Origin of the sequence: Aquirhabdus sp. (genome assembly GCF_046462495.1) — a bacterium.
GTDB lineage: Bacteria > Pseudomonadota > Gammaproteobacteria > Pseudomonadales > Moraxellaceae > Aquirhabdus.
Window position 1 is genome coordinate 285449 of sequence record NZ_JBKGVE010000007.1, and the last position, 21173, is coordinate 306621.

Genomic DNA, 21173 nt, shown 5'->3' on the forward strand with positions numbered 1-21173 from the left:
TGTTTTTTGATTCGAAACAGGGTGAGCATCAGTCCAAATTAACCAATTGCGGCTTCAATCCCTGCCAGAATTGGACTTAAGACCGCTTGTTTACGTTTATAACTGGCTTTGTTGACGATCAGACGTGATGAAATCTGAGCGATCACATCAAAAGGCGCAAGGCCATTAGCACGTAGCGTGTTGCCCGTATCTACAACGTCTACAATCAAATCCCCTAAGCCAACCAGTGGCGCAAGCTCCATAGAGCCATACAACTTGATGACATCCACTTGCTCACCACGACTAGCGTAGTATTGGCGCGTCAAATTGACATACTTGGTCGCAATCTTTAAACGCCCCGTTGGCTTCTGCCAGTGACCTTCTGCATCCACACGACCTGCGGTCATGAGACGGCAATTGGCAATTTTAAGATCGATCAACTCATAGACATTTTGCGCACCGTATTCCATCAGTACATCTTTGCCCGCCACACCGACATCCGCAGCACCGTTCTCCACATAGGCAGGCACGTCACTGGCACGTAGAATCAGAATACGAACCAGCGGATGGGTGGTCGGAAAAATCAATTTACGACTTTTATCGGGATCTTCAAGCAACTCAATGCCCGCATTTTTTAAGAGCGGCAATGTTTCTTTGAGAATACGACCTTTGCTGAGCGCCAGCGTCAAACCATGATCAAAATGACCCATCACAGACTCATCAGTGCCCGTCGGTGTTTGAGGAATAGCTTGGGAATCACTCATTTATTTTACTCGCTCAATCACTGCGCCAAGGCCGCGTAATTTTTCTTCAACATTCTCATAACCACGATCAATATGATAAATACGGTCAATGATGGTCTCGCCTTCCGCGGTTAATGCGGCAAGCACTAGCGACATGGACGCGCGCAAGTCGGTGGCCATCACGGGTGCGGCTTGCAGTTTTTCCACACCGGTAATGATCGCGGTATGACCATCCACTTGAATCTTTGCGCCCATGCGTGACAATTCTGGAACGTGCATATAACGATTTTCAAAAATCGTCTCAATCACGGTTGCCGTACCTTCAGCAACCGTGTTCACCGTCATGATTTGCGCTTGCATATCTGTTGGGAATGCGGGGTGAGGCAAAGTACGGAAGCTGACGGCTTTCGGACGCTTACCGCGCATATCCAGTTCAATCCAGTCATCGCCAGTCGTCACTGTTGCGCCCATTTCTTCAAACTTGAGCAGTACCGCCTCAAGCAGCCGTGCATCGGTGTTCGTGGTCCGTACACAGCCGCCGGTCATGGCTGCCGCTGCAAGATAAGAACCGGTTTCGATACGATCCGCGACCACACGGTACTCAACACCGTTTAAAGACTCCACACCATGAATGATTAATTGATCGGTGCCAATCCCTTCAATTTTAGCGCCCATTGCGACTAACAAATGCGCCAAGTCAGTCACTTCAGGTTCACGTGCACAGTTATCTAGAATCGTCGTGCCGCTGGCAAGGGTTGCGGCGATCAGAATGTTTTCGGTACCGCCGACCGTCACCATATCAAACGAGAAGCGGGTCCCTTTCAAACGACCGTCGACTTTGGCATGGACATAACCATTTTCAACCGTAATCTCAGCACCCATGGCCTCCAGTGCTTTGAGATGCTGTTCGACTGGACGTGAGCCAATGGCACAACCACCCGGCAACGACACCGTTGCTTCGCCATAACGCGCCAGCAAAGGTCCCAAAACCAGAATGGATGCACGCATGGTTTTGACCAGTTCGTAGGGCGCAAATTTGCTGTTTAATGTTGCGGTATCAACATGGACAACTCCCGTACCTTTTTCACGTTGAACAGTGATTCCTAAGCTTTCCAACACTTTGATCAGTGTAGAAACATCTTTAAGATCAGGAACATTAGTCAAGGTAATGGGCGTACTCGCCAGTATCGTCGCCGCAAGTAGTGGCAGTGCTGCATTTTTTGCACCGGAAATCTGTACCGTTCCGCTTAAACATGCGCCACCTTGAATCCGAAATTTATCCATAGCTCAAACCACTACCTGCGTCTATGACCTTCTGACTTTATCGCTGTATCATGGCGACTTATGAATTAAGCAGCAGATACAACAATCAAATCGGTCTATTAATAAGAATTTTTTTAACAGTTTATGTCAGTCAAAATGACAAAATTTGAAATACGAATCGCATCTTGGACATCAGCGTGCCCATCGATCTGTATTTATTAACGATCATTAACCAAACAAGCTGGCTTTACGCCACTCTTCTGGGGTCAGGGCTTTGATGCTAACCGCGTGCACTTCACCACTGGCTATATAGCTGCCTAGCGGGGCATAGACCGACTGCTGACGCGCAACGGGACGTTTGCCTTCAAACTGAATGTCCACAACCCGTACATCAAACTTACCGGCCTGTCCAGAGGTGGCGATTTCCGCGCTTGGAAATGCGGCTTGTAATATCTCGTGTAAGATTTCAGGGGTCATGCTGCTGCTCAATTGGATAAAGAGATAGAATAAAGCGAAGGTTAGCCTGTGTCTGGGTTATAGTCCAGTCAAACACGCGGTTTGTCTGGTTCAGCACTGGACTTGATGCTTCCAATAACAAACCTAAAAACGCATCGAAGATGTTTAAAAATACGGTAACGACTGAATGAAAACCACAGAAGAATTATTATACCAAATTCGAGGGCTTGCGCGCATCGTCGTTGCGTTCAGCTTTTTTTACCAAGGGCTTGTCCCGAAGTGGCTATCGAATGACTCGGCTGAACAGGCTATGGTCATGGCGCACGGCATATTGACGGCTTACCCCACTTGGATTTCACATATCGGTGGGCTGTTTGAAATGGCACTGGCATGCTGGCTGGTCACTGCATTTACAGATAAAAAACCACTGTGGGTTGCAGGTGGGGCGCTGGTGTTTTTCTTACTCGATACGATGATCTTCTCACCCACCTACTTGGGCACAACCTTTAATGCAGTAATAACCAACATCACCCTACTCGCATTGGTTTTAATTGATCAGCATATTCTGAAATTTCAAGCTGATGAGATCAATCAGCGCCGGATCGGACAATACTTTCGCTTTACGCGGGATCGTATGCTCTATGAGTTTGTCAAACGTCTGGAACTCAAAGACCTCCCTCACCTCATGCATACCCTGACCCAATCACGGATCAAACGCCGACGTAAGGTTCGCCAAAAACTCAAAGAGTCACTACAACCCGCGGATAGCCCGCTCAAAGACCGTAGTCAGATTGATCGGCGCAGCAGCAGCGATCGGCGTCGAATCTTCTCCCTACCCCAAAGCAAAAGAACAACGACACCGCCCGACGATACCGGAAACCCAGCCCCATAGCGCGCAATGGGATGGGCGTTAATGACCTGCTTTGATTGACGTATTGCTTTCCGCACCGATGAAATCATCCACCTGCTCAAACTCAGCAGACTGACCGACAACATGATCGCGAACCAAGGGTTTAAGATAGGTCATCTGTACATCACCATACATGGTGGAGAACGCGACATCTTTCGCATCAGTGCCGGTGCCAATGCGCACAATCTTATCCAGAGGTGCCATCTTGGTTGCATCGAACAATATCCACTCTCCGCCTAAAAAAGCCTCGAATACGGCATGAAAATCGGGTGGTGGATCAGGAAATTCAGTATGCCCAAAAACAAAACGGGCGGGAATGTTGAGCGCCCGACAAAACGCGATACCCAGATGTGCAAAATCACGACACACCCCAGCTCGATTCACCAGCACTTCACGCGCCGTTGTGGAGGCATAACTTGACCCAATCTCATACACGACGTTGTTCTTAATCCAATTACAGATGGCTTCGACCCGGCTAAAACCACGTGGCAAATTACCAAAAGTCCGCTGGGCCATCGCGCTGATCAGATCCGACTCACAATAACGACTGGGCAATAGATAGTGCAAAACGTCAGTCGGTAAATCTGCAACATCCATTTCTTCTGCGCGGTAATTACGCGGCGGCATATCCACCTCAACCGTCGCACGATAGCGCATCTCGATTGGGCCTGGATGACCACTGAAACGGAACATACGATTCTGACCTGTGATATCCACGAAAGACTCAGGCATAATCCCAGCCAAATCCAGCGACTCGGAAATCACACGTTGCCAAGGATGATTTGCAGCTTGAATCTGAATAATAAATTCAGATTTCTGATTCACCAAATAGCCCAAACTACAATCCACATCTACGGTTTTCATGCCAACCCAACCTGCCCTTAAAACCAACGAATAGAAATACCACGGTATGCTTGATATCACATCATCCATTAAAACGATGACAGACAAACGAAGCATAAAAAAAGCTCGGACGAATCCGAGCTCTCATAATAACAACGACTTTAACCAGTTTACTGAACATCAATATTATTGAACCTTAAGTCATCTCTGTTCAGCAAATCTTGGCGTCAATCTCGATACGCTTTCTCAAAGCATACCTAAGATCGATCAACATTACTCCAGCGCAAATTGCTGATGATGAGTTTGGTTACTATGATTCTTGAGGCGTTCTTTATGGCGCACGATTTGGCGGTCCAGTTTATCCACCAACAGATCCAGAGTCGTTTGAACATTATCAGCAGTCGCTTGCGCAAATAATTCAGAGCCGGGAACGCGCAGAATCACTTCAGCTTTGTGATTTGCCAAGCCCTTACGGCCGTCGTAGCTAGAATCTGAATGGTGATTTTCTTTAGAAAAGATCACTTGCATGCTGTTGATGTGATCAAAATGTCGTTCGACTTTTGCGAGTTTATCGTGAACGCTAGATTCCATTTCTGGGGAAACACTCACATGATGTCCACTAATCTTAATTTGCATAAAACCATCCTCGTAATGTGTCGAAGATATGATTCAATGAGTCGAGCGGCCATTCAAATAGAGCTGACTGGTCGGCGACAAGCGAATCATACCATCGCTTTTAGCCTGATAGTCGGCCCGTGCAGTTGTGATTTACAGACTTCAAATTACATTAGAAAACTTCATTATAAAAAAGCAATCAACATAAATTAATTCATATAAAACAACATCTGACGCGAGTCGGACGGGTTCATGTCACCCTTGCGGCAACACCTCTAAGAGAACACATCGAAAATATTAAAGCAAGCATTACGAAATTTATTTTTACATTTCTACTATACTACAGCCCACGTGTGACATCCGTATTACAGCAGTCTTTTACGTTCGCTGGATGACGCAATATTGAGTGATTCACGGTATTTGGCGACCGTGCGTCTAGCGACATCAATCCCCGCCTCATGCAGCTTTTCAGTCAACGCATTATCTGACAACGGTTTCTTGACGTTTTCTTCCTGAACCATTTTTTTGATCATGGCGCGAATCGCAGTCGATGAACACTCACCACCTGTACTTGTTGCTACATGACTTGAGAAGAAATACTTCAGTTCAAACAACCCACGCGGCGTGAGTAAGAATTTTTGCGTGGTCACACGAGATACCGTCGATTCGTGTAGCTCAGTTTCCAAAGCAATATCCCGGAGAATCAAAGGCTTCATTGCCTCTGGTCCATGCTCAAGAAAAGCACGCTGGTGCTGAACGATACAAGTCGACACTTTCAGTAATGTCTTATGGCGCTCATCAACACTCTTGATAAAATTACGCGCTTCTTGCATGTGGGTGCGTAAATATTGATTTTCTTCACTCTGGTCAGCACGCTTAATCATACTGGCGTAATAAGAATTGACGCGAAGTTTTGGCAAAATATCGGTATTGAGCTGCACTTCCCAATGATCATTTTTTTTACGGACAATCACATCCGGCACTTGATGCTCACGTTCGTTATTTTGAAATTTCAAACCGGGATAAGGATCTAGAGACTTCACCAACGCCAATGCGGAACGCAGTTCGTCTTGATCTAAATTGGTTTGACGCATCAGCTTGGGGATATCATTAATCAGCAAAAGCTCATGATGCGCCATCATATTCAAGGCATCACGGCGTGATGGGGTATGCTCAGGCAGTGCGCGCAGTTGTAAGCAAAGACACTCACTCAAGTCACGGGCGCCTACACCCGGCGGATCAAAATTTTGAATACGTTTTAAAACCACTTCAAGCTCAGAGAGCTCAACTTCTTCGATATCCAAATCCAGCGCGTCGAGTTGATTTTGCGTCGCTTCTAACAACTCTTCTAGGCTTGCTTCAAGATAGCCACGCTCATCAATACCATCAATAATGCACTCCGCCATAATCCGATCCACCGGACTAAATGGCGTTAGATTCAACTGCCAGCGCAGCTCGGACCAAATGGAATCGCTCACGGTACGCGTATCTTCGCGTTCATCAAATTCTGGAGAGGCCAATGCTGTCGATTGATGGCTAAACACGTCGTCCCATTGGGTATCGACCGGTAAATCTTCACCCAGTCGGGTCAAGCCCATCTGCTCATCCAGCGCAATCGAAGACGCGCCATCAGAGACCGCGCTATCTTGAAAATCGCTTAAGGAGTCGTAATCGGAGGTTTGTTGTTCATTCGACTGATAATCGACATTGTTATCTAAAGAATCAGAGGCCTGCCCTTCAGGTGAAGAATCTATCGCCTCGAGAAGCGGGTTACTGTCGAGCTGATTTTGGATTTCTTGTTCAAGCTCAAGCGACGATAATTGAAGGAGGCGGATGGCCTGCTGCAACTGTGGCGTAAGCGATAACGAGCTTGAGACTCTCAGTCCGACTGATAACTTCATCTATCCCTCATGAATAATAGCTTGCAACATTTGAATTTATCATGGTTAATAGTTCATCTCGGCGTAGATGGAATGGATAACACCCGTTTTTAGTATACAACCGAAGCTCGCGCGCGTATGCAATTTTTATGCCTTTAATGCATTTTTTTTAACCATCAAATTTCATTGCAATCACAGCGCGTTATCATTCTAGCGCTACATTGCAGGCGATACCACTGCGTAATTAAAATAATTACTTACAAAAATAAAGCAACAAAACTTCGCTAAAACTGCTCAAATCATCCTTTAGACCTAGAAAATTAACATGAAGTAACATAAGCTGTTTTTTCGAGATAAGGTTTGAGTTTTTTTATGTCTAACACACGCCTCATGACAGCGCTTGGCCTTTGCATTAGCCTATCATCGACGATTGCCGCCGCAGAAACAGTAACCGCAGACTCATTAAGCACGGCCACAGATACCGCCTCTGTACCTGTGGTTGCCGAAACCAGTTCTGTAGCGGCGACTCCACCAGTAGCAGCAGTGAGTGCTCCAAGCAGTACGGTAGTCGCTGTCCAAAATATTGACAGTGCATCTGATCTCAGTACCGCCTCGGCGGTCACAAGTACTGACGTCCAAACCGAAACGGGTTTAGCACCAACTGCCAATAAAAATGTCATCACGCGATCCATAGATAAAACCATCGATAAGATTGGTGAGCTGGGTACAAAAATCGCTGTTGATGCAACAGCAGCACAACCTGACCCTGTAAAAGATCCTTTTGAAGGCTTCAACCGCAGCATCTTCAAATTTAACTCAAAGCTCGATAAGTATATTTTGCTTCCTGTCGCTGGGGCTTATAGCCGCAATGTTCCCCAACCCGTGCAGACCGCGATTTCACAATTTTTCAGTAATCTGGGCACCCCATGGACTGCTGTGAACAATTTACTGCAAGGTCATCCTGGAACCTCTATTGAATCGTTGAGCCGTTTTATTATCAATACCTCGACAACACTGGGTTTCTATGATGTTGCAGGGTATCTCGGTGTTGAAAAATCGAGTGGCGATTTTGGTCAGACACTGGGGAAATGGGGAATTGGTTCTGGCCCCTTCCTGATGTTACCCTTTTTAGGGCCGAGCACCGTGCGTGACACGTTTGGCACAGCAGTAGATCAGTTCGGTTCACCCATTTACTATGTGAATGATGGCTGGACTTCAGCAGGACTCACCGCAGTAAAAACTGTCGATATGCGCGCTAAACTCATTGGTTTAGAGCACTTTGTGGAAGGCGATCAATATTCACTGCTCCGCGATGTCTATCTGCAAAACCGTCAGTTTAAGATTAACGGTAAAGCCGACTCATCTGCGACCAATAGCAGCTTTAGCGACGATGGATTCGGGGATGACAGTAATAGTCCATCCACAACAAATCCTGATGCCCCAAATAAACCCGCCAAACGCAGCACCCACCCGCACAGCAGTCAAGAGTCCGTGCCCCCTCAAGGCAATCCGGATACCAATACAGCGCCGACGACCTCATCTGCCTCATTTAAAGAGGTAAATGATGCACAAGGGTCCTTCAATGTAATTCAAGCGTTTATGGTGACCAAGCCATCCAACATCATGGCTCCCCAGCCAGCGTCTCTTTGATTAACTGTCTTGTCGGTTTATCTCATTGATTCGCCCGTAGACGACAGCCATGTGCGTCTACGGACAGATGTGCCTGACATCATCAGCATTTCGGTAGACGACCTGCTCAGTATTCCTGCCGAGCATCTCGTCATTGCCGATGTCAGTATTTATCTGGCACACCGCTGGCCTCAGCCCACCATCGTTCTGGCGCACAATCATCAAGGTTATGAACTCGTCAATGCATGGCAACGTGGTGCTTGGGCGGGCTGGATTCGTGATCAACTCCCTGATTCGCTTGCTCCCATCATCCAACAGCTCAAGATGCAGCATCAGCATCAAAGCGATAGTCGCGATCTACCTGCCGCCGCCCGACTACAAAAACGATTGATTCCCCGACCACTCGATATTCCAAACTATCAAATTGAACACATCTACCAGCCCGCCAGTGCACTGTCGGGTGATTGGCTGGACTATTGGATGACTCCAGACAATCGACTATTGTTTTATCTGGCCGATGTGGCGGGTCATGGCGCAGCTAGTAGTTTATTAACAGGTTGGCTCGCTGCATTTCATGGTTCAGAACACTCACCTCAAGCCTTGCTCAGCCGTATGAACCGCTTGCTGGTGACTCAAAATGCAGGCAAACACATTACCGTATTATGCGGTTTACTCAATCCAGTAACGCATCATCTGGAGTGGTGTAGCGCAGGGCACTACCCACCACCGATCTTGATCCACCCCGATCGCACGACGGAAATACTCAATAGTAGTAGCTTCCCATTAGGTCTCGTCACCGATTTGACGCTCACAACGCAAACCACTTCGCTGGAGCCACAATCTCAGCTGTTGTTTTGCTCCGATGGCGCCATAGAAATTTTTGCAGGCGGGACCAGTGAACAGCTCACCCAACTGATTGAGACACTTTCAACTCGTCGTTTTGACCCACCGGATCATCTGACGGACGATCTCACCATCTTGTCCCTTAGCCGTATTTAGCCAACTGGTTCACAACTATTGCAGTACAGCTTTCATTTTGCGCATTTTTTAGTCGAATCCTATTCTCTAGGCCTTATTTCTCAAGCCCACAGACAACATGTCTAGTAACAAACTAGCCGCTACAATCAAGATGTTTTTTTCTCTGAAACTTGTTGTTTGGCATTTTTTTGTGCGATAATTGTGACTCCGAATGTGAGTGTTTGCATTTATATGTCAACTGGTCGTATTGAGTATGCAGTCCTACAAGGAACGCATGTGTTCAAACTGGTCGGCGAGATCCGCGCAATGACCTGCAGTAGTCTAGATCACTTATTAGACAAAATCACACAAGATCCAGCACTCACTGGTGCACTTGTGGATCTGACTGACACAACTTTTGTCGATAGCACTACGCTGGGCGTCCTCGCCAAGCTAGGTCTACACTTGCGCACGCAACGTGACATCCAACCGATTATGTTATCGACCAATCCAGACATCACTACCCTGACCAATAGTATGGGTCTAGGCCAAGTTTTTGTGATGATGAATTGCAAGACGGCATCGCAGTGTACGTATACGCTGCCTGAAGAAAAACCCGAAGCACATGCCATGCTGGAAACCGTGCTTGAAGCACACCAAGCCCTGATGAACCTGAACGATAATAATAAAGCCATGTTTCAACCACTGGTCAACCAGCTGGAAAATGAACACCGCCAGCAACAGCAAGCCTCGCAAAACTTCTCCTGCTCCCAGCAACATCACTGATCATTCATCTCAAATAAAAAAACCCTCATAATTCAACTTGACGCTTGTCCCAGCTTGCTCCTATATTGAAATGACGAGACGATACATTCCCCCTTGTGGAATGTATCTCCTGACTCGTTTTTTCTGATTATCTCAAGACATAGCCAAAGAGTCCGTCCATGACGTCTGCTCGCTTCACCGCCATCCAAATGAACTCGCAAAATCAGATTGAGCAAAATCTGTTGCAAGCATATGAGCTCTTGAAACAGACTGCACATCAGGGCAGTGTGCTTGCGGTTTTGCCCGAGAATTTTGCCTGCTTTGCACCCGGCCAACAACGAATCACGGCCGAGCGCTTTGATGAAATTGCGACAACCTTAAAACGCTGGGCCGAGCAACTGAATCTTTGGATTATTGCAGGATCAATCCCGTGCGCTTACCGTCCTGATGGTCAAATCATTGAGGATGGCCGTGTGCGCTCGGCCTGCCTCCTGATCGACCCCAGCGGTCAAGTCGTCGCGCGTTATGACAAAATCCATTTATTTGATGTCAAAGTCGCGGATGGCATCGGTGTATATCAAGAATCGGCAACCTTTGAGCCCGGCAATCAAATCATTTCCGCCAATACACCTTTTGGCAAACTCGGCCTGATGATCTGTTACGACTTACGTTTCCCAGAATTATCAATCGCTTTACGCCAAGAAGGTGCCGAAATTCTGACTGCACCCTCCGCCTTTACACACCTGACGGGTCAAGCGCACTGGGAATTACTATTGCGGGCGCGTGCCATAGATAGTCAATGTCATATCATCGGTGCAGGGCAAGGTGGCTGGCATGGTACTCGGCAAACGTGGGGACACAGCACGATTGTGAATAGCTGGGGAGAAGTTTTAGCCTCAAGCTCGGATGAGATCCCCACTACCATCAGTGCCGATTATGATGCGGATGTACAATTATCCAGACGTACCGCGATGCCTCTCATGGAACATCGCTAAAAGAATCCTGGTAACAATCCAAAAACGTGATTGAGTTAGCATCTAAAACCGCTCAAGCTATTGATCCAGATGGCCTCGAACCTTACACTTGCTGGCTAGATATAAGCTGGAAAGTATAACGTGGTCTCCTCAACTGATCTAAGCCAAACCGATCCTCAACAATCTGTTCACGTGCAATCCGAAACCATGCATTTCGTTGATGAAAAGAGCCCTGCGATGGCCGCGGATTCTGTGGGAATCGTCGTACCGCGTTTGGAATCCTTTGAAGATCCTTTGATCTTGGAGACGGGCCGTATCCTGCCTCGTTTTGACTTGATGATCGAAACGTATGGCACGCTCAATGCCGATGCATCCAATGCCATTCTGATCTGTCATGCCCTCTCCGGCCATCATCATGCGGCAGGATACTATGCAGGAGAAACGAAAGCCGGCTGGTGGGACAGTTGTATCGGCCCCAATAAAGCCATTGATACCAATCTATTCTTTGTAGTTGCTCTCAATAATATTGGCGGTTGCAATGGTTCGACTGGTCCAACATCCCCTAATCCTGAAAATGACAACAAGCCCTATGGACCTGATTTCCCGCTGGTCACAGTGCGCGATTGGGTTAATGTCCAAGCTCGACTGGCTGATCGTTTGGGCATTGGCATCTGGCATGCCGTGGTGGGTGGCTCACTGGGTGGAATGCAAGCATTACAATGGGCCGTGGACTACCCACAGCGCCTGAAAAACTGCGCGATTATCGCCAGTACGCCCAAACTTTCTGCACAGAATATCGCCTTTAACGAAGTTGCACGCCAGTCGATTCTGTCGGATCCTGATTTCCATGCGGGACGCTATCTCGAACAACAGACTTTCCCGAAACGTGGGCTGATTCTGGCGCGAATGGTGGGTCATATCACCTATTTGTCCGAAGAAGCCATGAAAGAAAAATTCGGCCGCGATTTGAAATCAGGCAATTTTCTCTATGGCTATGACGTCGAATTCCAGGTTGAAAGCTACTTACGCTATCAAGGTGAGCAATTCAGTCGTAACTTCGATGCCAACACCTATCTGATCATGACCAAGGCTCTGGATTATTTTGACCCTGCCCGCGATCATGACAGCAAATTGAATCAGGCACTGGCACCGGCAACCTGTCGCTTTCTAATCGTTTCCTTTACGACCGATTGGCGCTTTGCACCGAGTCGCTCCCAAGAAATCGTCGATGCCTTGATTACCAACCGCCAGCCAGTCAGTTATATCGATGTGGATGCCCCGCAAGGTCATGACTCGTTTTTGTTCCCGATCCCGCGCTATGTCAACACACTGCGTGGCTTCCTAAGTCACCCCTCAAGTCATAATTTAGGGCAAAATGTGACTAAAAATGCACCAGAATTAGGCAAGGCTGACCTAAATCAAACAACGACTGTTGCAGGAGCCGCACTATGAGACTCGATCAACAACTCGCTGAACGATGGATTAAGCCAGGATCACGAGTTCTCGACCTGGGTTGTGGCGATGGTGAATTGCTGGCTCACATGGCAAAACGTCTCGATATTGACTGTTATGGTCTTGAAATTGATGAAGATAAGATCACCACAGCCATCGGCCGAGGACTGAATATCATTGAGCAGGATTTGAATGACGGCTTAGGGCGCTTTGCCGATCAAAGCTTTGATGCTGTTGTTATGGCACAAGCTTTGCAAGCAGTTAAAGCACCAGATCAAATTTTACTGGATATGGTGCGAGTCGGTCGGGAAGCCATCATCACCTTTCCTAACTTCGCTCATTGGAAGACGCGTAGTTACCTTGGATTTCGAGGAAAAATGCCAGTTTCAGAGGCTTTACCTTACATGTGGTACAATACCCCGAACATCCATTTGTGTACATTTCGTGATTTTGAAGCCCTTTGCCAAGCAAATGGCATTAAAATCATCAATCGACTTGCTGTCGACGGCGATCAGCAAGGTAATTTTTTCATGAAGCACTTTCCCAATTTTTTTGGTGAAATTGCGATATATAGAGTGAGCCGATCATGAAGCACACACTGACCGCCCTAGCACTGTCCTTAGGTTTGACTGCAAGCATTCCTGCTTGGGCCGACTTGACGTCATTAACACCCGAAGCACCAAAGCCTAGCTTTGCAAGCATGTCCCTGACGGATCTGCAAGCAGCTGCACAAGGTGGCGATGTCCGCGCACAGTTTTTCCTGGCGACCCGCTATAAGTTAGGTCAAGGCGTTCCACAAGATATGCAACAAGCGTTTGCATGGTACAAGAAGGCCGCTGATCAAGGCGCTGCCCCCGCACAATTGAATATCGGTCAAATGTATGCCCAAGGCAAAGGCGTTGCGCAAAACATTGATCAAGCTAAAGTCTGGTTTGGTAAAGCGGCCAAACAAGGCGATAACCGCGCCAGCTATAACTTGGCGTTGATTGAAGAACGTGACCAGAATCTAGCCGATGCTTACCAATGGTACGATTTGTCAGCACGCGATGGCATGCTTGATGCGCGCATCAAAGACAAAGCACAAGGCAAAATCCGTACATTGGCCGCAAACTTGTCACCACAAGATATTCAAGATGCCAAAAACCGTGCTGATCGCTGGATTCAAACCGACGATGCCAATAGCACAGGAAACAGCAGCAATAAATAATTGTTGATTACACTGTTTTATAAGCCCGATTCCATCGGGCTTTTTTTATCGTGTGATGCGCTGTGCTTCAAGCACTCCTCTCTATTTTGCTATCATGACGATTATCCCCTCTTCAGAAGCACGTCGTATGCTGAGTCTACCCCAAAACACACTAGTCCTTGCCAGCAATAATTCCGGTAAAATCAAAGAATTCAATACACTGTTCGAGTCTGCGACGCTCCCGATACAGGTCATCGCCCAAGGCGAGCTTGGTATTGCGGATGCCATCGAAGATGGCTTAAGTTTTATTGAGAACGCCTTGATCAAGGCGCGTCATGCCGCCAAAAAATCCGGCTTTGCAGCGCTTGCCGATGACTCTGGCCTATGTGTGCCACTCTTGGGCGGTGCGCCGGGCATTTATTCAGCGCGATTTGGCGGCGAACATGGCAATGATATCCTCAACAATCAGACCTTGCTCGAAAAGCTAAGACCGCTGCGTAACGGGCAGCCTATCTCCGCGATGTTTGTCTGTGTTTTGGCACTGGTACGCCATGCTGAAGACCCTTTACCGCTGATTTGTCAGGGAATCTGGCAGGGAGAGGTTCTGGATGAAGAGCGCGGCGCAGGCGGTTTTGGTTATGATCCCCTGTTCTGGTTGCCTGAACTCGGCAAGAGCAGTGCAGAGCTTGAACGTGCGGAGAAGAATAAAATCAGCCATCGTGGACTCGCAATGGCGCAATTTAAACAGGCAATGCTGGCGAATATCTGACGATATCAGACCTGATTCCATGTGCCATCCAAGCGCACAAAGTTACCTTCTACCGGCCTTAACGTCTTCTCTGCAAACGTATAGCCGTCACTGCTAAGAATCAGCACGCTGGATACCCGAGTCCCATAAATCGGGCTTTCGATACGAATTGGTGAGAGGACTTTCTCCATCATCGGTCCAACTCCGGTATGCGGTAACTGTTCATCAGGTGCAGGGGTCTGATCATTCAGTAAAGCAAGGCCCTGATCCACCAGTAAATCATCATCATTGTGTAAATCCAGCGATTTAAAACCCTCCAGTAAACGTGCGGTTTTAGGCCATACCGTATCCAAGAGTGCATTACTGAGTCCATGGATCCCCGAGGTCAATGGCTGTGGCGGTGTCCCTCGATTTCCCAGTACAGCCGCTTCTGTCAAGGTCCCGACAATCAGATTAAAGCCCGCATAAACGGCCTGATCTACCGATGCCAAAAATGCAAGTGGGGTTTGATCACTCTTCAAATATTCAGTAATTAAACCGCCACGAGAGACAACATGTTCAGGAGAGCTGACTTTTTCACGGTAATTAGTGATCACTGCCCAGCGACCTGTGGGCGATATACCAAGCCATGTTCCACCAGATTGTAGATCCTGCCCAGCAATAATGGTGTGATCGGGCCATCGATTCAAAGGTGAGGCGTCTCTGGCATAGAATTCATCCCTATTTCCAATCAAGACCAATGGCTTATTTGGCAAAACCTGCCACGCTAACGCAACAATACACATAGAGACTCACAAGAAAATCGTCACAACAATGGGGTAGAATGCCGTAACTTTGAAACAGATACAATGAGACGTTCATAATGCTGACATACCCGCAAATTGATCCAATTGCTTTAGCCATCGGTCCGTTGAAGATTCATTGGTACGGGATCATGTACTTACTGGCCTTTGCCGGTGCCTATGGTCTTGCACTGTGGCGTGCGCGTGAAGCAGAACGGGGCTGGACGGCAGAGCACGTCTCCGATCTCGTTTTCTACGGTGCACTTGGGGTCATTTTGGGTGGGCGTATTGGTTATATGCTGTTTTATCAAGCCGACACCTTGTTTAGCAATCCATTGTCCCTATTTAGAGTGTGGGAAGGCGGCATGAGCTTTCATGGCGGCTTTATTGGTGTGATGCTGGCGATGGTGCTTTTTGCACGCAAATACGGCAAAACAGCGTTTCAAACGCTTGATTTTATTGCACCTTGTGTACCTACAGGTTTAATGTTTGGTCGTCTTGGCAACTTCATCAATGGTGAGCTTTGGGGACGTCCAGTAGTCGACCAGACCTATGCTTTGGCCATGAAGTTCCCAACTGGGGGGGATGTTTTGCGCCATCCATCCCAGCTTTATGAAGCGACGTTTGAAGGCTTAGTGCTCTTTCTCGTCTTATGGTGGTTTTCGGCCAAACCTCGTCCACGCATGGCCGTTTCCGCATTATTCTTGCTGGGTTATGGCATCGCTCGTTTTGGTATTGAATTCTTCCGTCAACCTGATTTTGATCAGCACTTATGGTTTGGCTGGATGAGCAAAGGACAGCTACTCACCGTGCCGATGATCGTGATTGGCGTGTGGCTATTCTGGTATGCTTATCGTCGTAATGTGTATGATTGGGGTCCGCGTGCATCCCAACAAAAAAGTCAGTAATAGCCCGTAACAAGAGGAACCGTGCATGAAAAATTATCTTGATCTGATGCGCCATGTGCTTGAGCATGGTGTGGATAAAACCGACCGTACTGGCACGGGTACGCGCTCTGTTTTTGGCTATCAAATGCGATTTGATTTGAAAAAAGGCTTTCCGATCCTGACCACCAAACGCGTGCACTTTAAGTCTGTGGCAGTTGAACTGCTCTGGTTCCTAAAAGGGGACACCAATGTCCAGTATCTTAAGGACAATGGCGTGACCATCTGGAACGAATGGGCGACCGCTGAGCAATGTGCGCGTTTTGGTCGGGATGAAGATGATTTAGGACCAGTTTATGGTCATCAATGGCGTAACTTCGGCGCAACTAAAAATCCCGATGGCAGCTATGCCAAAGATGGTTTTGATCAGATCGCGTGGCTAGTCAATGAAATTAAGACCAACCCCGATTCGCGTCGCCTGATCATCTCTGGCTGGAATCCCGCTGAAGCTGGACAAGTGGCCTTGCCCCCTTGCCATACCATGTTCCAATTCTATGTGGCCAATGGCAAGCTCTCTTGCCAATTGTATCAACGCAGTGCCGATATTTTCTTAGGTGTGCCGTTTAATATCGCAAGTTACGCCTTGCTCACCCACTTGATTGCGCAAGTCACGAATCTCGATGTCGGTGAGTTTGTCTGGACGGGTGGTGATAGCCATTTGTACAGCAATCATTTTGAGCAGACTAAACTACAGCTGAGCCGTGAACCTATGGCGCTGCCCACCTTAAAAATCAATCCGGAGATTAAGGATCTCTTCGCATTTGAATATGCAGATTTAGAATTAGTCAATTACGAACACCACCCTGCAATTAAAGCGGCGGTTGCTGTTTAATACACTGATCCCGTGGGGGCGTGCGATAGGCTTTGTTTGCGCACCCTACTACTTCAGAGAAATAAGGATCGTTCATGAGTTGGAATATCGCTGAAAACCCGATTGAAATTGTCCATGTTGTTGCGATGGATAATCAGCACTGTATCGGCGTAGACAATCAATTACCTTGGCATATTCCTGCCGATTTACAGCATTTTAAGCAGATTACCCAAGGTGGGGTCATTGTCATGGGTCGCAAAACCTTTGACTCGCTTGGACGCCTGCTGCCCAATCGCAGCCACTGGGTCCTCACGCGTCAAGCCGACTGGCAACACGATGGTGTACAGGTTAGGCAGACTATCGAAGATCTGCTGACGGGTGCCGCGCAAGATGCGATTGCCCGCGGACAATCTTCCGTGTATGTCATTGGAGGTGGTGAGTTATTTCATTTAACCTTGCCGTTTGCCGACCGTTTAGAGATTACTCATGTTGATCTGGATGTCCGAGGCGAAGCCCACTATCCAGAAATTCCCAGTGACTGGATACTTGATCCAAACCCAATCTTTGATCGCAATTCCTTGGTTGATGAAAAAAGTGGTACCTCATTTCGCTTTGAAACTTACCGCAAAACAATTGGTTGATGAATAAATATCCGTTTTAACATTGCCCCAACGCAATAGATGCCCAGCATTATCAGCAATGTGCTAACGTCAAAGCATAGAGATAACCCGATATAAGATCCCCCCAAATTAGGAGCATGATCATGACACTTGCAAATCCATCCGCACTTTCACGTGCGATCGTGGGTGGCGGTTGTTTCTGGTGTAGTGAATCCGTCTTTCGCGCCGTACGCGGCGTACATGCCGTGGTCAATGGCTATGCGGGCGGCGCACGTCCTAATCCCAGCTATGAGCAAGTCTGCACTGGTGCGACTGGACATGCTGAAGTCATTGCTATTGATTTTGACCCAACCCAGATATCCTATGAACGCATCCTTGATATTTTCTTTGCTACCCATGACCCAACCAGCTTAAACCGTCAAGGCAATGACATTGGTACGCAATACCGCTCCGTGATTTTCTATGAGAACGATGCCCAGAAAAGCATTGCCGCAACAAAAATTGCAGAACTCAAAGCCAATGGGGTGAATGTCGTCACCGAACTCTCGCCAGCCCCGACTTTTTATCGCGCCGAAGAGTACCACCAGAATTTCTATGAGAAGAACCCTGAACAAGGGTATTGCACCTTTGCGATTCCGCCTAAGCTGGCTAAACTCAAGCAATACTTCTCTGAAGAGACGATTTAATTACATCCTTATTGCTTGCAAAAAATGACTAGCGCCAAGCCTTTATTGAATCGAGGTCAATTATGAAGCTAAAAAATATTTGCGTATACTGCGGTTCAAGCAGTGGTAAAAATTCTGCATACGTCGAAAGCGCCAAGCAACTTGCAGACGTCCTTGTTGAGCGCAATATCGGACTGGTTTATGGTGGCGCACAGATTGGCGTCATGGGCGCAGTGGCCAATCGTATGCTTGAACAAGGTGGGCGGGTAATAGGGGTAATTCCTGAAGGTTTATTACTCAAAGAAGTCGCACATCAGGGTCTCACCGAACTGCATGTCACCAAGTCGATGCATGAACGTAAAGCACTGATGGCAGAACATTCAGAAGGCTTTATCGCCTTGCCCGGCGGCATCGGCACCTTTGAAGAGTTATTTGAAGTCTGGACATGGGCCCAGTTGGGTTTTCATCATAAACCGTGCGGTTTGCTCAATATCGCAGGCTACTATGATCAGTTGATTGCGTTCTTGGATCATGCAGCCAATGAAGGCTTCGTTAAACCACCACATCGTGAGCTCCTGATGGTGGAACAAGATCCCGCAAAAATTCTGGATCGCATGGCACTGTATACACCACCAACAACGTCACCCCTCGCAGTCAAATTGGATCTTGCAGCGACCTAAAGCCGTCGTGCGCACATTTTGGATAAGGACATCTCATGGATACCGCAGCGTTATTATGGGGTGTGTTATTCGGTGCGATAGGATTGGGATTCTTTGTCTATGGTCGTAAGCAAAGTGCCGTTATTCCGCTGATTTGCGGCATCTTATTGATGGTCTTTCCGTATTTTGTTTCTAATAGCTATCTGATCGTTGGGATTGGCACCGTCTTAATGGCAATCCCTTATTTTATTCGGCGCTGATGCCGCTTTGACAACGCTCTTAATGCGTCGCTTCACTCACAAATGCCAGATCGGTTAAACCGGCCTGATTGGCCCGTGCCAGAACTTGTGCCAGCGTATCGTACTTGGCTTCACGATCAGTCCGTAAATGCAAAGAAGGCTTGGTTGGTGCCTGTGCTGCGGCATTCATTCGCTTCGCGACCTCATCCAAGCTCACCACATCCTGATTCCAATGAATCACACCTGCTGCATCAATGCTCAAGGTCACGACTTCCGGTTGATCAGGCACAACCGCAGCGTCCGCTTTAGGCAAATTGAGCTTCACCGCAGGATTCACGATCGTTGCTGTCACCAAAAAAATGATCATCAGCACGAGCATAATATCAATCAGTGGAATGAGGTTGATCTCACTCATCCCCTGATCGGTGTCATCACCCAAATGGAAACCCATCAGACCTGACCTCCGAGCTGAGGCTTAGCTTGCGCTGGGCTGAGGGTCAACAACTCTTCAACCAACAAGCTATGCGCTTGATCATGGAGCTTATTCAGCAGTACGCGATTCAAGCGCACACATAAGTTATAGGCCAATACCGCAGGGATCGCAACGGCAAGCCCCATACCGGTCATGATCAATGCTTCACCGACGGGACCTGCCACTTGCGCAAGACCAGCCTGCCCAGATTGTCCAATCGCAGCCAAGGCATGAAAAATACCCCAAACTGTTCCAAACAAACCGACAAACGGAGAGACCGATGCAATCGTTCCTAAAATCGAAACCCCGCGCTCGACATCATTCCGTGTCCGTGCTAATTGTTGAAGCAAGACTTGCTCAGCCACATCCCGTCGATTTTCAGTCGATAAATTAGCACTGCGGATCGCAAGCTCTGCAATCGATTGGTTTAGCTCCTTTGCCGAGCTTGCCGTCGCTTGGCGCGTGGCCAGCACACGTAGAATCACGATGGTCCATGTTGCAATCGACATGATGAGCAAAACAAAAGACAGAGATTTACTCAAGAAATCCGCATGTGTCCAAAAATCGATAAAACTCATAACCACAACCCTTATTGGTATTCTTGCGTAAATAGTTCATGACTTAAAATGTGTCATCGCTAATCTTGGTCTAGATTGAACTCTATTGGTATTAATGTATAGACTGCTTGTGCAACACCATTTTCGCGATACGGTTTAAAGCGTGCTTTTTTAACAGCTTGCAATGCCGCACGGTCTAGAAGTGCACTGCCAGATGTCTTCTTCACCGCGACATCATCAACTAAACCATTGACGTTAATCAATGCTCGCACAATAGTTTTGCCAGTATCACCTGAAGCCCGTGCAGCATCAGGGTAAATCGGCTCAGGCTGTCTTAAATAAGCAACCCCTTCGACCATTTTTGGAGGTGCTGGCTCTTCCTTCTGCGGTGGCACAGCAGGCGCTGGTGGTGCAGCCACAACAGGAGGAGGATTATCTACAGGCTTTTCAACCGATTTTTCCACCGGAGGCACCGATACAGGGCTTTTCGCTGTTTTCGGGGCAACCAAGATCGGTAAGGGCTTTGGCTTTGGCAAGGCCTTAACGATGGGTACTTCTTTCGGTTTCACCACGGGTTTTGGTGGCACAGGTTTAGGCTGCTCAGGCACAATCGATACCATGCGTATGGCGATTGTTTGTGGAGGAACCACATTGATGGTTGATCGGATGAGTGCCAATCCGAGTAAAATCAAACCATGCGCCACTACAACCAGCGCGACGATCACCATAGTCCGTTTACTGAACCGCGGATGGGTCGTCTGAATCTGCTGTGATTCTACTTTATGAATCTCTGCGCTGAATATGGCGGAAGACATAATTTAACCTCAAGACCGTTATCCACCAACAATCCTTACACTCAAGTACTGACCGTGGCTTGTGATCATATTGAAAATCTTTTAGGCTTAAAAACGCTCTCATCACCTGATGATCAGTCATAAAGCTTGCGTTATAATAAATGATAACCAATCTCAATAGCAATCTTAATATTGATACAGTCCCTAAGCTAAGACTTAAAATTTATATC

24 protein-coding genes and 1 pseudogene are annotated in these 21173 nt (G+C 47.6%); 15 read left to right on the plus strand and 10 right to left on the minus strand.

The window, feature by feature from the left end; genetic code table 11:
• Positions 1-38: 38 nt before the first annotated feature.
• The 3 genes from hisG to ibaG all read right to left on the minus strand — a co-directional run bounded on the left by hisG (position 39) and on the right by ibaG (position 2462).
• Complete coding sequence (gene hisG / locus ACLHG7_RS09390) at positions 39-743, minus strand: ATP phosphoribosyltransferase (RefSeq protein WP_410210765.1); 705 nt, start codon at positions 741-743, stop codon at positions 39-41.
• Positions 744-2006 carry a UDP-N-acetylglucosamine 1-carboxyvinyltransferase gene (gene murA / locus ACLHG7_RS09395; protein ID WP_410210766.1) on the minus strand — a complete coding sequence of 421 codons (1263 nt, stop codon included), beginning with the start codon at positions 2004-2006 and terminating at the stop codon, positions 744-746.
• A gap of 207 nt (positions 2007-2213) precedes the next feature.
• A complete protein-coding gene (gene ibaG, locus ACLHG7_RS09400) occupies positions 2214-2462 on the minus strand; it encodes a BolA family iron metabolism protein IbaG (protein ID WP_114897662.1) in 249 nt (82 codons plus the stop codon).
• 166 nt (positions 2463-2628) lie between these two features.
• Here ibaG and ACLHG7_RS09405 point away from each other — a divergent pair, with 166 nt between their 5' ends.
• A complete protein-coding gene (locus ACLHG7_RS09405) occupies positions 2629-3333 on the plus strand; it encodes a DoxX-like family protein (protein WP_410210767.1) in 705 nt (234 codons plus the stop codon).
• A gap of 18 nt (positions 3334-3351) precedes the next feature.
• Here ACLHG7_RS09405 and ACLHG7_RS09410 read toward each other — a convergent pair whose 3' ends face one another.
• The 3 genes from ACLHG7_RS09410 to ACLHG7_RS09420 form a co-directional block, all read right to left on the minus strand.
• The gene (locus ACLHG7_RS09410; protein ID WP_410210768.1) at positions 3352-4215 is read right to left on the minus strand and encodes a transglutaminase-like domain-containing protein; all 864 of its coding nucleotides are present in this window, start codon (positions 4213-4215) and stop codon (positions 3352-3354) included.
• Positions 4216-4467: 252 nt separating this feature from the next.
• Positions 4468-4830, minus strand: a complete 363-nt coding sequence (gene hpf, locus ACLHG7_RS09415) for a ribosome hibernation-promoting factor, HPF/YfiA family (protein ID WP_114897660.1) — start codon at positions 4828-4830, stop codon at positions 4468-4470.
• 344 nt (positions 4831-5174) lie between these two features.
• Complete coding sequence (locus ACLHG7_RS09420; RefSeq protein ID WP_410210769.1) at positions 5175-6710, minus strand: RNA polymerase factor sigma-54; 1536 nt, start codon at positions 6708-6710, stop codon at positions 5175-5177.
• Between the two features lie 351 nt (positions 6711-7061).
• On the opposite strand from ACLHG7_RS09420, the gene ACLHG7_RS09425 reads away from it, so the two are divergent.
• The 8 genes and pseudogenes from ACLHG7_RS09425 (at position 7062) to rdgB (ending at position 14421) form a co-directional block, all read left to right on the plus strand.
• Entirely contained in the window at positions 7062-8339 is a 1278-nt protein-coding gene (locus ACLHG7_RS09425; protein WP_410210770.1) for an MlaA family lipoprotein, read from the plus strand.
• 9 nt (positions 8340-8348) lie between these two features.
• The gene (locus ACLHG7_RS09430) at positions 8349-9317 is read left to right on the plus strand and encodes a PP2C family protein-serine/threonine phosphatase (protein ID WP_410210771.1); all 969 of its coding nucleotides are present in this window, start codon (positions 8349-8351) and stop codon (positions 9315-9317) included.
• A 210-nt stretch (positions 9318-9527) separates the two neighbouring features.
• Entirely contained in the window at positions 9528-10061 is a 534-nt protein-coding gene (locus ACLHG7_RS09435) for an STAS domain-containing protein (protein ID WP_114897656.1), read from the plus strand.
• Positions 10062-10219: 158 nt separating this feature from the next.
• Entirely contained in the window at positions 10220-11035 is an 816-nt protein-coding gene (locus ACLHG7_RS09440; RefSeq protein WP_410210772.1) for a carbon-nitrogen hydrolase family protein, read from the plus strand.
• A 216-nt stretch (positions 11036-11251) separates the two neighbouring features.
• A pseudogene (locus ACLHG7_RS09445) lies at positions 11252-12391 on the plus strand (homoserine O-acetyltransferase); the annotation flags it as partial.
• A 71-nt stretch (positions 12392-12462) separates the two neighbouring features.
• A complete protein-coding gene (gene metW / locus ACLHG7_RS09450; protein ID WP_410210773.1) occupies positions 12463-13056 on the plus strand; it encodes a methionine biosynthesis protein MetW in 594 nt (197 codons plus the stop codon).
• Positions 13053-13673 carry a tetratricopeptide repeat protein gene (locus ACLHG7_RS09455; protein ID WP_410210774.1) on the plus strand — a complete coding sequence of 207 codons (621 nt, stop codon included), beginning with the start codon at positions 13053-13055 and terminating at the stop codon, positions 13671-13673. Before metW ends, ACLHG7_RS09455 begins: the two co-directional genes overlap by 4 nt.
• A 94-nt stretch (positions 13674-13767) precedes the next feature.
• Positions 13768-14421, plus strand: a complete 654-nt coding sequence (gene rdgB, locus ACLHG7_RS09460; protein ID WP_410210775.1) for an RdgB/HAM1 family non-canonical purine NTP pyrophosphatase — start codon at positions 13768-13770, stop codon at positions 14419-14421.
• A 5-nt stretch (positions 14422-14426) separates the two neighbouring features.
• Here the strand turns inward: rdgB and ACLHG7_RS09465 are convergent, their stop codons facing one another.
• Positions 14427-15185, minus strand: coding sequence for an NRDE family protein (locus ACLHG7_RS09465; RefSeq protein ID WP_410210776.1), 759 nt, complete (start codon positions 15183-15185; stop codon positions 14427-14429).
• Positions 15186-15262: 77 nt separating this feature from the next.
• Here ACLHG7_RS09465 and lgt point away from each other — a divergent pair, with 77 nt between their 5' ends.
• From lgt to ACLHG7_RS09495, 6 genes are all read left to right on the plus strand, one after another.
• Positions 15263-16090 (plus strand): prolipoprotein diacylglyceryl transferase, encoded by an 828-nt coding sequence (lgt, locus tag ACLHG7_RS09470; RefSeq protein ID WP_410210777.1) that lies wholly within the window; start codon positions 15263-15265, stop codon positions 16088-16090.
• A gap of 25 nt (positions 16091-16115) precedes the next feature.
• Complete coding sequence (locus ACLHG7_RS09475; RefSeq protein ID WP_410210778.1) at positions 16116-16958, plus strand: thymidylate synthase; 843 nt, start codon at positions 16116-16118, stop codon at positions 16956-16958.
• Between the two features lie 86 nt (positions 16959-17044).
• Entirely contained in the window at positions 17045-17578 is a 534-nt protein-coding gene (locus ACLHG7_RS09480) for a dihydrofolate reductase (protein ID WP_410210872.1), read from the plus strand.
• 122 nt (positions 17579-17700) lie between these two features.
• Positions 17701-18243 carry a peptide-methionine (S)-S-oxide reductase MsrA gene (msrA, locus tag ACLHG7_RS09485; RefSeq protein ID WP_410210779.1) on the plus strand — a complete coding sequence of 181 codons (543 nt, stop codon included), beginning with the start codon at positions 17701-17703 and terminating at the stop codon, positions 18241-18243.
• Between the two features lie 62 nt (positions 18244-18305).
• Complete coding sequence (locus ACLHG7_RS09490) at positions 18306-18902, plus strand: TIGR00730 family Rossman fold protein (RefSeq protein ID WP_410210780.1); 597 nt, start codon at positions 18306-18308, stop codon at positions 18900-18902.
• Between the two features lie 35 nt (positions 18903-18937).
• Positions 18938-19141 carry an amino acid transport protein gene (locus ACLHG7_RS09495; protein ID WP_410210781.1) on the plus strand — a complete coding sequence of 68 codons (204 nt, stop codon included), beginning with the start codon at positions 18938-18940 and terminating at the stop codon, positions 19139-19141.
• A 19-nt stretch (positions 19142-19160) separates the two neighbouring features.
• Here the strand turns inward: ACLHG7_RS09495 and ACLHG7_RS09500 are convergent, their stop codons facing one another.
• The 3 genes from ACLHG7_RS09500 to ACLHG7_RS09510 are packed head-to-tail and all read right to left on the minus strand — an operon-like array spanning position 19161 to position 20964.
• A complete protein-coding gene (locus tag ACLHG7_RS09500; RefSeq protein ID WP_410210782.1) occupies positions 19161-19571 on the minus strand; it encodes an ExbD/TolR family protein in 411 nt (136 codons plus the stop codon).
• Complete coding sequence (locus ACLHG7_RS09505) at positions 19571-20170, minus strand: MotA/TolQ/ExbB proton channel family protein (RefSeq protein ID WP_410210783.1); 600 nt, start codon at positions 20168-20170, stop codon at positions 19571-19573. Before ACLHG7_RS09505 ends, ACLHG7_RS09500 begins: the two co-directional genes overlap by 1 nt.
• Positions 20171-20229: 59 nt before the next feature.
• Entirely contained in the window at positions 20230-20964 is a 735-nt protein-coding gene (locus tag ACLHG7_RS09510; RefSeq protein ID WP_410210784.1) for a TonB family protein, read from the minus strand.
• Between the last annotated feature and the right edge of the window lie 209 nt (positions 20965-21173).